Source organism: Novosphingobium sp. BF6, from assembly GCF_058273105.1.
Window position 1 is genome coordinate 136,228 of sequence record NZ_CM177776.1, and the last position, 11,923, is coordinate 148,150.

The following is an 11,923-nucleotide window of genomic DNA, read 5'->3' on the forward strand; positions in this document are numbered from 1 at the left end:
TCCTAACTGCGGCTTTTCCGCTCAGATGGCGGTGCGATCCGCTCCCTTGAGATGCAGAATTTCGCGGGCTTCATCGGGCGTTGCCACGGAAAGCCCCATTCCTTCGATGATTTCGCGCGCGCTTCGCACCTGTTCGGCATTGCTCTCGGCCAACCGCCCGGGACCTGCCCAGAGCGAATCCTCCAAACCGACCCGAACGTTTCCGCCCATCGATGCCGCCATGGCAACGATGCCCATCTGCCGCGCACCGGCGCCCAGGACGGACCATTCGTATTGGTCGCCGAACAGACGGTCCGCCGTGCGCTTCATGTGCATCACGTCATCGGGATGGCTGCCGATGCCGCCGAGAATGCCGAAGCAGGTCTGGACGAACAGCGGCGCCTTCACGAGACCGCGATCGAGGAAATGAGCCAGATTGTAGAGGTGGCTGGTATCGTAGCACTCGAACTCGAACCGGGTGCCGAGCGGCGTCAGCAGTTCGAGCAGTCCCTCGATGTCCTTGTAGGTATTCTTGAACACAAGATCCCGAGACGCTTCGAGAACCTGCGGTTCCCAGTCGTGCTTCCAGTCCTTGTAGCGCGCAAGCATCGGAAACAGGCCGAAGCCCATCGTACCCATGTTCAAGGAGGCGACTTCCGGCTGAAAGCGCGTGGCGGGCCGCAGACGTTCTTCCAGTGTCATGGAAGGATGTCCGCCGGTGGTGAGGTTGATTACGGCATCGCTGCGCTGGCGGATGACTTGCAGGAAAGGCTCGAAGAGATCGGGGTTCTGATCAGGCCGGCCGTCAACGGGATTGCGGGCGTGCAGATGGATGATCGCAGCCCCCGCGTTCGCCGCCCCGATGGCGGCTTCGGCGATCTCTTCAGCCGTCACCGGCAGATGCGGGGACATGCTCGGCGTATGGATCGCGCCCGTCACCGCGCAGCTGATTATGACCTTGCCCTTCGCCAATCTCGGTTCCTCTCCTTGATCCGTGACGGCTTGCGCGTCATCGAATCATACATATCATAATGATGCATATCTTAAATGCACGAACTAAATCTCAGGCCGTCAGGAGCTGCTTCAGCGGCAACGATGCATCGCCAAGCTGCTCGACAGCCACTCTGGCGCCTGCTTCCACCAGCTTGCGCCCCTGCACATAGTCCTTCACCTGATTGACGCAGTCCAAGGCGATGATCCGGCCTTCCTTCAGGTAAACCACCGAAAAACTGCGCGTCGCGGGATCGCCGCGCAGGACAGTCTGGTCATGCGCCGCGGAAATCCCCACGGTCTGTAGCCGTAGGTCATACTGGTTGGACCAGAACCATGGCGTGGCGCGGTAGGGCTGCGGATCGCCGACGATTGCTTTCGCCGCGCAGCTCGCCTGATCGTTGGCGTTCTGGACGGATTCCACGCGGATGACGCTGCCGTCGGCGAACGGGTTCGCATGAGCGGCACAATCGCCGATTGCGTAGACATGCGGCAGACTGGTGCGGCAATGTTCGTCCACTTCCACCCCGTTGCTGCCCTGCGCACCCGCCGCGAGCAGCGGGCCGACGACCGGAACTATTCCGATGCCGACGATCGCCAGTTGCGCGGCAACGAAACTCTCGTCGGTAAGGCGCAGACCCTCCAGCTTTCCATGTCCCTCGAATGCCGTGACGCCGATGCCGGTGCGCAAGTCCACGCCTCGACCGCGATGCTCGCGCTCGAAGAATTCCGACAATTGCGGACCGGCAACGCGTGCCAGAAGGCGGGGCAGGATTTCAAGCAGGGTCACGTCCTTGCCCATCTTGCGCAGCGCCGCCGCGGCCTCCAGCCCGATATATCCCCCGCCGACGATGGCCACCCGCTCGACATCCGGCAGTTCAGCCAGGATCGCGTCAATATGGGCGCGGTCCCTAACGGCATGGATGCCCTTCAGGTCGTGTCCCGCACAATTCATCGGACGCGGATCGCCGCCGGCGGCCCAGATCAGGTCGCCGTATCGTACCCGGCGCCCGTCCCGCAGCGTCACGCTACGCGCGTCCGGTTCCAGCCCGACGGCCTCGCAACCCAGCAAGAGGTCGATCCCGTTCTCGGCCCAATACCCGGAAGGGCGGATCAAGAGCCGGTCGAACGCCTTTTCGCCCAGCATGTATTCCTTCGAGAGCGGCGGCCGTTCGTAAGGATATTCGACCTCCCGGCCGACGATGGCGATGCTGCCCGTAAAGCCGAGCTGCCGAAGCACCACGGCCACACTCGCTCCGCCCTGCCCCGCCCCCACGATCACGACGTCGTAAGTCATCCGAAAATTCCTCCTCAGGCCGGCACGAAGACGAGGCGGCGCTGGGTGAATTCCTCCAGCCCGCCCTGCCCGAGTTCCTGTCCCATGCCGGACTGCTTCGCCCCGCCCATCGGCACGAAGGGACTGATGTTCATGTGCGAATTTATCCAGACCATGCCGGTTTCGAGCCGTCCGGCCACTTCCAGCACCCTGGCCTTGTCCTTGCCCCAGACGGTGCCGCCAAGCCCCTGCTCGGTGTCGTTCGCACGGGCGATCGCATCGTCGAGGTCGGTATAGCGCAGTACCGGAAGGATCGGCCCGAACTGTTCCTCGCGGACGATGCGCGCATCGTCGCCAATGTCGCGCACGATGGCCGGGCGGATGAAGTAGCCCGGACGATCAAGCGTCTCGCCGCCGATGACTTTGCCGTGCCGCGCGGCGTCAGCCATCATCTCGCGCACTTTCTCGTATTGCGCCCTGTTCTGGAGCGGGCCGTACTGCGCGCCCTGCTGCGTTCCGTCTCCCACGACCGCCAGCCGAGCCAGTTCGGCAAGTTCATCGCAGATCGCATCGTATTGGGAATCGTGGACATAGGCCCGCTTGATCGCAAGGCAGACCTGCCCGGAATTCACCATCGCCCCTTCGAACAGGCTTTTCGCCGTGGCCTTGGGATCCACGTCGTCCAGCACGATGGCCGCATCGTTTCCGCCAAGTTCGAGCGTTATGCGCTTGAGCAGGCTGGAAACGCTGGCCATCACCTTGCGGCCCGTGGTGGTCGAGCCGGTGAAGGAAACCTTGGCCACATCCGGATGCGCGGTAAGCGCCCCGCCAAGTTCATTGGCATCGACGATCATGTTGAACACGCCCGGCGGCAGATGCCGGTTGAACATTTCCGCGATGCGCAGCGACGTCAGCGGCGTCGTCGGCGCCGGCTTGGCGACCACGGTATTGCCCGCGAGCAAGGCCGGGGAAACCTTGACCACCAGCAGCGAGACCGGGAAATTCCAGGGCGTGATCGCGGCAACGACGCCCAGCGGGTAGCGTTGCTCGACGAAGCGCCCGCCCTCATCCTCCTGCACCACCCGTTCCGGCAGATCGAGACCGGCAAGAGCACGCAGGATGAAGATCGATCCGCCGATCTCCTCCACCGCCTTGTCCAACGGCTTGCCCTGCTCGGCCGTCAGTAGCCGACTGAGTTCGTCGAGCCGCCGCTCCATCTCGTCGGCAACCCGCCCCAGCGCAGTGCGGCGCGCGGCAATCGGCATGGCAGACCAGCCCGCGAACGCGCCCTTCGCCGCTGCGACGGCCGCGTCGAGTTGGGCTTCGTCGGCACGGGGGCAATCCGCAACGGGCGCCTCTGTCGCCGGATTGAGAACCGGCATCATCTGCGCGCCGTCGACCAGTCTGCCGCCGATAACGAGTTTGAAGGCTTCCATCACGTTTTCCTCCTGCTCAGAAATGGAAGCCGACCGACACGCCGTAAGTACGGCCCGGCGCCGGCACGCCTTCGTCGCCCGTGCCGTTCTCGTTGAGCGACAGCAGGTATTTCTTGTCGGTCAGGTTGCGGACCCAACCACGGATGTTCCAGCGCTCCTCTGGCGCGGACCACACGACCTGCGCATTGAAGAGGCTGAACTTCGGTTGCTTCAGGCGATTATCGACCGCCCAGTAGAAGCCGCTGTTGTACGACCAGTTTACATTGCTGACGAGCTTGCCTCCGGCCAGTTCAAGCTCGTGATTGAGCGCAAGGTTCAGCGTGAAATCGGGCGTATTGACCAGCTTGTTGCCACTGGCCGAGCAATAGAACTGCCCGCTGTCCGCCGGATTGCCGCAATTGGGGTACACGTAGTTGCCCAGCCCCGGAGTATAGCCCGCATAAGGAGGGGAGCCGGCCGGCTGCTCCAGGAACGAGATGGTCGCAACCGGGAAATCACCATAGCGATCATGCAGATAGGCGCCGCTGCCGCTGAGCGAGAAGCCCGCGCCGATCTCCGCCTGGAAGTCGAAATCGAAGCCGTAGATCTTGGCCGAGGCGGCGTTGGTCAGGGTCGTGCTGGCACCATTGACCTGGAAAGCCTGGATGTTCTTGTACTTGTAGTAGAATCCCGCCGCATTGAACCGGATGCGGTCGAATATCGTGGACTTGAAGCCGATTTCGCCGGCGTCGAGCGTTTCGGGGCGCGCGGGGGCATCGGCGGGCGATGTGAGGTTGTAGACCCCGCTCTTGAAGCCGCGACTGTAGCTTGCATAGACCATGAAGTCCGGCCCGAACTTGTGATCGAGCGCCAGTCGCCAGGTGGGCTTCTTGAAGGTCTTCGACTGGGCGAGCGAACCCAGCGGGAAAAGGTCCCCGTCCGGACGGCAATAGGCCGAGCAGTATGCATCGGGTAGCGGTATGCCGATGGCGAAATACTGATCGGCATTCAACCGCCGCTTGTCGATCGTGTAGCGCGCGCCCAGCGTGAGGTTCGTGTCCGGTGCGAATTCCCAGCTGGCCTGTCCGAACGCCGCATAGGATTTCGTGCGCTGCGTGGAGTAGATCACCAGCCGGTCCGAAAGGCCGCCGCTCTGGCCGCTGATGGCAAGTCCGGCGATCTGGAAGGGATCGTACTGGCTTTTCGCATCCATGTAGAAGAACCCGGCAATCGCCTTGATCGGCCCGCTGTCGTAAGCAAGCTGGATTTCCTCGGTCCATTGCTTCTCGCGGTTGAATAACGGCGCATCGACCAGCTTGAGCGGCGTCGCGTCGACATCGACACGCTGGAAGCCCTTGGCGCCGCGATAGGCGAGTATATTGGTCAGGGTGAAGTCGCCGAAGCCATGTTGCAGCTTGGCCGATCCCCCGAATGAACGCGTGTCGACGATCGGATTGAATTCGCTCTGCGAGTCGTAATAGCCGTTGCCGTTGGCGACGAAGTCGGCAAAGCCGGTGCCGTCCACGAGTTGCGAGGTCGGAACCGGGCGATAGGCAATGGCGATCGATCCCTTCGTCCGGGCATAGTCGCCGGCCAGGGTCAGGTCGGTGTCGGGGCCGATTTCAAACAGCAATTTGCTGCGCACGATGAAGTCCCGCGACTTGTTCACATCGCTACCGATGATGCGGTTGAAGCCGAAGCCCTTGTCCTGATTGCGATAATAGACGGCGACGTCCGCCGACACACCCTTGGCCAAACCGCCGGTGGCATAGAGGTTGCCCTCCATCGTCTGGAGGTTCCCATAGCCCAGCGAGGCGTCCATGGAGAACTCCTGCTGCGGCGTGCGGGTGATGACATTGACCGCGCCGCCGGTCGCATTGCGACCATAAAGCGTACCCTGCGGCCCTTTCAGCACCTCGATTCGCTCGATATTGTTGAGCGCGAATGTCGCGCCGGCCATGGACGGCATGTAGACGCCGTCGACGAAAGTCGCCACGGCGCCGTCCTGCCCGGTAGAGCCGCCCTGCGTGCCGATACCGCGCAAGGTGAAGACAGTCGCCTCCGTGGTGCGCGTGACATTGAGGCCGGCCACCGATTGCGAAAGGTCCTGAGTCGAACGAATACCCGATTCAGCCAGCGCACTGGCCGGTAGAGCCGAAATGGCGATGGGAACGTCCTGAATATTCTCCGCCCGCTTTTGCGCAGTGACGATAATCTCGGGAATGCTGGTTTCGGTTTGCGCACAAGCGTCCTGGGACGTCAACAGCCCACCGATCGAAGCCGACGTAAGCAGCACATACCGCAGCATGAGCATCCTCCCTCTCTGTTTTATTTCTCATAGCAATCACTCCCAACGCAGCGTATTGTCAACCAAATAATAATACACTGCATTATCATAGCCAAGGCTCCCGATATTGCCGGATGAATCGGGAAAGCCACTGAAAACGTTCGTATTGTCAACGTGCCCTGCCCTTGAAGCGGACACACGCGCCCAAGTTGGAAGACTCGATTGCGCGATGAGGAGACTTTATGTCGGGGTAAGAGACCCCGCTTTTGGGAGAAGAACCGTCATGAAGATTCAAGCTGCCGTCGCACGCCAGGCCGATGGCGAATTCACTGTCGAGAATGTCGATCTGATGGCCCCCAGCCCCGACGAACTTCTAATCAAACTTGTCGCAACCGGGATTTGCCACACCGACCTTTCCATCGTTGAACAGATCATGCCGCTGCCTCTTCCTCATGTGCTGGGCCATGAAGGCGCGGGCATCGTCGAAGCGGTCGGCGCCCATATCACCGGCTTCGCGCCGGGGGACCACGTCGTGCTCACCTTCAACACTTGCGGCGAATGCGCGCCCTGCACCAGCGAGCACCCCGCCTACTGCCAGAACTATCCGTTCCTCAATTTCCGAGGCGCAAGGCCGGACGGCTCCTCAACTCTGCATGACGCCCAGGGCAAAGCGCTGGGCAGCGTGTTCTTCGGACAGTCTTCCTTCGCCACCCACGCGCTTTCCAGCCCCCGCAACACGATCAAGGTTCGCAAGGACGCGCCGTTGAAACTGCTTGGACCGCTTGGCTGCGGACTTTCGACCGGCGCCGGAACAGTGCTCAACGTGCTGAAGCCCGGCCCCGAAACGACCATCGCCGTGTTCGGTACGGGCGCTGTGGGCATGGCGGCGGTCATGGCGGCCAAGGCATTGGGCGCCGGACGGATCGTCACGATCGACCGGGTGGAATCGCGCCTCGCGCTCGCCCGCGAACTGGGCGCCACCGACACGATCGACACCTCGCAGCAGAATCTTGCCGAAACGCTCGCCGCTTTGGGTGGCGTGGATCAGGCGATCGACACGTCCGGCGTTCCCGCGCTCGTCGAAGCAGCCGTGGGCGCCTTGAAGGAACGCGGCACCTGCGTCCTGCTGGGCGCGTCGAAGCAGTCGGAAATCCGACTGAACATACTTCCGCTGATCAGCGGGCGCACCATTCGCGGCGTCGTCAATGGTGATTGCGATCCCGCGCTGCTGATTCCGCAACTTGTCGACTGGTACATGGAAGGCCGGTTCCCGATCGACCGCCTTTCCGTGTTCTACCCGCTCAGCCGCATCAACGAAGCTGTAGCGGATTCCCGCTCCGGCAAGACGATCAAGCCGATCCTGGATTTTCGAACCGCCTGACGACCGGGGGATGCGCGGCGCCTCCCGAGAAGGCCCCGCACATCCCGCGTTTCAATCCGCCACATAGTTGGCCCAGCCCGTGGCGAGATATGTCTGGAACGCCGGTCCTACTCCCTGCTCCGTCAGATAGGCACGCGTTGCCGGGAATGCCCTGGACACGAAATCCGGTTCCTCCAGAGCCCGTCGCGCCATGTCATGGTGAAGGATCGCGCCGCGTCCAAAGAAGACGAAGTCGGCACCACTGTCGACGCAGTCCTTCGCGTTTCTGGCCGAGAAGATGTGCCCGGCAACCCCAAGCCGGGTGCCATTGCCGCGCGGGAGCCGCCCGAAGAGATCGACCAGCCGGGCCGGATGATACAGCGGATCGTCGGGCAGCTTGAAGCTGTCCCACAAGGACATGTCCAGATAGTCGAGCTGACCGCCGGACAGCAGTTCTTCCGCGAAGGCCACGGCCTCGCCGGTGCCATAGGCATACTTCTCCGGCGACAGGCGCACGCCGAGCTGGAAGTTCGGTCCCGTAGCGGCGCGGATGCCCGAAATGATCTCCCGATAGATGCGGGTCCGGTTCTCGTAGGAACCACCGAAACCGTCGTCCCGCAGGTTCTCCTCGGCATTGAGGAACTGGCACAGCATATAGCCATGTGCGCCATGGAGTTCGACACCGTCGACACCGGCCTTCTCGCAGCGCACTGCCGCAGAGACGAAGTCCTCGATCAGCCGTTCCACTTCCGCGGTGGTCATCGCCCGAACGTTCCGTTTGGCGTAAGCGAACGGCGACATCGCCTGCTCGCCGCTGATCTCGGGATTGCTGCGCGACCCGGCATGCTGAAGCTGGACCGACGATACCGCACCGCGCGCCCGCAGACCCTCCGCCAGTCTGGCCAGCCCCGCGATGTGATCGTCGGAATAGACAGCCAGTTGTCCGGGAAAGGAAATGCCACTGCGCTGCACGGCAGCCGCGCAAGTCATTACCAGTCCGAAGCCGCCGTCGGCGCGCTTGGTCAGGAAATCGTATTCGTCCTGGCCAAGCGTGCCGTCATCGTGGCTCTGCCAGTTGGTCAGCGGGGCAAGCGCAATGCGATTGCGCCAGTCCGGACCTCGGGGAAAGCTGATCGGATCGGCAAGGCTGGCGGACACGTCGTTCACTCCTGCGACTTGATGATATAGCCGACTGCGCATGTCAGCGTCCCGTCCAGACCGGGATACGCTTTTCCGCGAAGGCGCGCGGGCCTTCCCGGATATCCTCGCTGGCGCGCCAGGCGACGAATTCCGGGTAGTCCTTCTGGCAGCGCATGGCGGTTTCCACGGAATCTTCCCCCAGCCCCCGGTTGACCACCGCCTTGGAAGTACGAACCGACACCGGGGAGGCGCGCAGAATGTCGTCGGTCCAGCGCCTTGTGGCAATCGCCAGTTCGGCAGGCGGAACGACTTCGTTGACGAAGCCGTGGCGCAGGCCGTCGGCTGCGGAGAACCGCCGCGAGGCCAGGATCGCGCCCATGGCCTGCTTCAAGGGGATTTGGCGGGCCAGCCGGTGAAGACCGCCACCCAGCGCGACCGCACCGACCAGCGGTTCGGGCAGGCCGAAACTGGCATTGCCCGAAGCGACGATGATGTCGCATGCCAGGGCAATCTCGAACCCCCCTCCAAGCGCCACGCCGTTGACGGCGGCGATGAAAGGCTTGGGGCAATCGAACCGCTCTATGAGACCAGCATAGCCGCTGCGGGGGTACTCTGCGGGCAAGCCGTTCGCCGCGGCGGCCTTGAGGTCGGAACCGGCGCAGAATGCCCGTTCTCCCGCTCCCGTCACCACGCAGACGAGCTGCGCGGGGTCTGCCGCGAAATCGTCGAACGCAGCCTGTAATTCGCGATGCATCTCGATCGTGATGGCATTCATGGCCTCGGGCCGGTTCAGCGTCACGGTGGTGATCGATCCTTCCCGTCTGACGGCGACAAACTGCATTCTCAATCCCTCATGATGATCGAAACAGGGGACGCCCGGCAAAGGCGCCCCCTGCCCCCCCGTCGTTCAGAAGCTGCCCGTGAGCGTTACCCCATAAGTGCGCGGCGCGGCGGGCGAGCCCTTGACCCCGGACGACCCGCTGTTCGCGATGTACGAGTAATACTTCTTGTTCGTCAGATTGTTGGCCCAAAGCCGGATGCCCACACCGGTGCCGGTGTTCCAGGTGATCGCTCCGTTGAAGAGATCCACTTTGCCCTGGCGGATATAGGGATTGTTATCCGGTTCAAAATAGTAAGGGTCGGTGTGCAGCCAGTTGGCCGAGAGATCCACCGAACCCGAGGGCAGCGGGATCGAGTAGATCACGCTGACATTGCTGGAGAACGGGATCGTTTGCAGCGTCTTGTTCCCGCTGAGATCGCACCCGCCCGGAACCGGAAGCAGCGGTGTGCCGGCACCCGTGGGATAGATCGGCCCCCCGCCACCGGGTGGGAAGATGATCGGATTGCTGGCGCAGCCCAGCGGGATCGGGATCTGTGCATTGGGGGCCTGAGGGAAATAGGTCGGCCCACCAGAGAATTCGGTATACTTGCCATCGACCACCGAGACGCTGCCCATGATGGTGAGTTCGGCGGTAGGCTGAACGGTAAGCTCGGCTTCGAACCCGTAGAGGCGCGACTTGCCCGCATTGCGAATTTCGGTGCCTGCCTGGTTGGTCAGGTTGTTCTGCAACTGCGCGTTGCTGATCTTGTAGTAGAAACCTTCCGCATTGAAGCGGACCATGCGATCGAACCACTCGCTCTTGAAACCCGCGCTCCACGCGTCGAGCGTTTCCGGCAGCACCGCGGCGATCACGCCTCTGGTGCTGCTGTTGTAGCTCGAAGTCGAATAGACACCGCTCTTGAAACCACGGTTGAACGCACCGTAGATCATGACATCGTCATTGATCTTGTAATCCAGCGAGAAGCGGCCGGTCAGCTTGTTGAACCGGCGGCTGTCCGGAAACGGCCCGGAAGCCAGCAGTTCCGCCCCACCGATTATGCCGAACGCCCCGCCATTGTAGCCGATCGAGCGCTTGTCCGAAGTATAGCGCAAGCCGAGCGTAGCGGTAAGGGCCGGCAGGATTTCAAGGCTGGCCTGCCCGAATGCCGAGATGGACTCGGTTTTCTGCCGCGCATGGGAACTGGAATAGCGTCCCACCGGAATCGCGGGGCCGAGATTGGCGCCGCCATTCACCGTTCCTGCCGCCGGACCGGTTCCCGTGAACACGCCGTCGAACAGCGCGGCATCCTTGAGGTAGAAAGCACCGACGATCCATTGCAGCTTCGAGGATTCCTGCGAAAGCAACTGAACTTCCTGCGTGAAGGCCCATTCCTCCTGCCGATAGTCGGCCGTCAGGTTTCCGCGATGCGCCGAGATGTCGTAATGGTTGGGGTTCTTGGTATCGGTGTAGGCCGTGATGCTGACGAAGCGAACGCCCTCGAAGTCATGGGTCAGCTTCGCCGAACCCATCGCAAACTTCGCCTTGTAGTAGTCCCCGATGCCCGTCATCCCGTCGTAGAATCCGGCGCCAGCCTGTTCAGGGGTGATGCCGGCCCTGCCCGCGAAGCCTTCAACGGTGCGGAACGACATGCCGGCCGTTCCCTTCTGGTAATTGTAGCCGCCCGACAGCAGCAGTTGGGTCCGGTCTCCCAGTTCGAACAGCAGCTTGCCGCGAATGCCCCAGGCGCGGCGGGTGAACAGATCGTCACCCGTGTAGATATCATGGCCCCAGCCATCGCCCTGGTTGACCTGATAGGCCGCGACGTTCAACGCGACGCTGTCCGTCACCGGCAGGTTCACCAGCGCCTTTGCCGTAATGGTTTCATAATTCCCGTAGCCAAGCTCGATGTTCGCGCTGGCCTCCGTCAGCGAAGGATCGCGGGTATGGACGTGAACCACACCGCCCGTCGCGTTGCGGCCGAACAGCGTGCCTTGCGGGCCTTTGAGCACTTCGACGGAATCGATATTGTTGAACTCGAAAATCGCCGCATTGCTGGTCGGGATGTAGACGTCGTCCACGAACATCGCGACCGAAGGCTCGTTGCCGATCGTCGCCGACTGGTTGCCCACGCCGCGAATGAAAGGCTGGGCGCCGGAGCTTTGCCGGTTGAACGTGAAGCCCGGCACGACGTTGGTCAGTGTCGCGATATCGGACACGCCCAGCTTCTGGGCCAGTTCGCTTGTCACGGCGCTGACCGCGACAGGCACGTCCTGTTGGTTTTGCGCGCGGCGGTTGGCCGTCACGATGATTTCCGCCACACCCACATTGACCTGCGGTGCGGCCGCTTGATTGCCCTGTTCCTCTGCCAGCGCCGGGGTGAACCCCGCCAGACAACTTGAGAGAGTCAAGGCGTGCACGGTCTTGAGCCGGTTCATCACATCCCCCAAAGTAGTAATTGTTATTGATTATATATGTCAGTTCGATACGCTCGCTGACTATATACATGATGAACAAATTTCAGAGGATTGCAAACCCAAAGGGGAAATTTATCCATGTAGCTGATATAAAGTGATTTTATTGATAATTTTGCAGTCCGGGCCACTGCCGGGAAACAGATAAGCAATACAACCAGCCGCTTCCCACCGCGCGATTCGG

The 11,923-nt window shown here is 62.1% G+C and carries 8 protein-coding genes; 1 reads left to right on the forward strand and 7 read right to left on the reverse strand.

Features of this window, described 5'->3' with window-relative positions:
• Positions 1-21: 21 nt before the first annotated feature.
• From kce to AC4D6D_RS16095, 4 genes are all read right to left on the reverse strand, one after another.
• Entirely contained in the window at positions 22-951 is a 930-nt protein-coding gene (gene kce, locus AC4D6D_RS16080; RefSeq protein WP_491328084.1) for a 3,5-dioxohexanoate:acetyl-CoA acetone transferase, read from the reverse strand.
• A 91-nt stretch (positions 952-1,042) separates the two neighbouring features.
• Complete coding sequence (locus AC4D6D_RS16085; protein ID WP_491328085.1) at positions 1,043-2,266, reverse strand: NAD(P)/FAD-dependent oxidoreductase; 1,224 nt, start codon at positions 2,264-2,266, stop codon at positions 1,043-1,045.
• Positions 2,267-2,280: 14 nt separating this feature from the next.
• Positions 2,281-3,684, reverse strand: coding sequence for an aldehyde dehydrogenase family protein (locus AC4D6D_RS16090; protein WP_491328086.1), 1,404 nt, complete (start codon positions 3,682-3,684; stop codon positions 2,281-2,283).
• Positions 3,685-3,697: 13 nt separating this feature from the next.
• A complete protein-coding gene (locus AC4D6D_RS16095; protein ID WP_491328087.1) occupies positions 3,698-5,968 on the reverse strand; it encodes a TonB-dependent receptor in 2,271 nt (756 codons plus the stop codon).
• Positions 5,969-6,230: 262 nt separating this feature from the next.
• On the opposite strand from AC4D6D_RS16095, the gene AC4D6D_RS16100 reads away from it, so the two are divergent.
• A complete protein-coding gene (locus AC4D6D_RS16100) occupies positions 6,231-7,328 on the forward strand; it encodes an NAD(P)-dependent alcohol dehydrogenase (RefSeq protein WP_491328088.1) in 1,098 nt (365 codons plus the stop codon).
• Between the two features lie 51 nt (positions 7,329-7,379).
• On the opposite strand, the gene AC4D6D_RS16105 is transcribed toward AC4D6D_RS16100, so the two are convergent.
• The 3 genes from AC4D6D_RS16105 to AC4D6D_RS16115 all read right to left on the reverse strand — a co-directional run bounded on the left by AC4D6D_RS16105 (position 7,380) and on the right by AC4D6D_RS16115 (position 11,703).
• Complete coding sequence (locus AC4D6D_RS16105; RefSeq protein ID WP_491328089.1) at positions 7,380-8,465, reverse strand: NADH:flavin oxidoreductase; 1,086 nt, start codon at positions 8,463-8,465, stop codon at positions 7,380-7,382.
• A 43-nt stretch (positions 8,466-8,508) separates the two neighbouring features.
• A complete protein-coding gene (locus AC4D6D_RS16110; RefSeq protein ID WP_491328090.1) occupies positions 8,509-9,288 on the reverse strand; it encodes an enoyl-CoA hydratase-related protein in 780 nt (259 codons plus the stop codon).
• 66 nt (positions 9,289-9,354) lie between these two features.
• Positions 9,355-11,703, reverse strand: coding sequence for a TonB-dependent receptor (locus tag AC4D6D_RS16115; RefSeq protein ID WP_491328091.1), 2,349 nt, complete (start codon positions 11,701-11,703; stop codon positions 9,355-9,357).
• Positions 11,704-11,923: the final 220 nt, after the last annotated feature.

Bases quoted from the DNA above. Each gene is read 5' to 3' on its own strand.
- AC4D6D_RS16110 (WP_491328090.1), bottom strand. From the start codon at position 9,288: ATGCAGTTTGTCGCCGTCAGACGGGAAGGATCGATCACCACCGTGACG.
- AC4D6D_RS16115 (WP_491328091.1), bottom strand. From the start codon at position 11,703: ATGAACCGGCTCAAGACCGTGCACGCCTTGACTCTCTCAAGTTGTCTG.
- AC4D6D_RS16100 (WP_491328088.1), top strand. From the start codon at position 6,231: ATGAAGATTCAAGCTGCCGTCGCACGCCAGGCCGATGGCGAATTCACT.
- AC4D6D_RS16085 (WP_491328085.1), bottom strand. From the start codon at position 2,266: ATGACTTACGACGTCGTGATCGTGGGGGCGGGGCAGGGCGGAGCGAGT.
- AC4D6D_RS16095 (WP_491328087.1), bottom strand. From the start codon at position 5,968: ATGCTGCGGTATGTGCTGCTTACGTCGGCTTCGATCGGTGGGCTGTTG.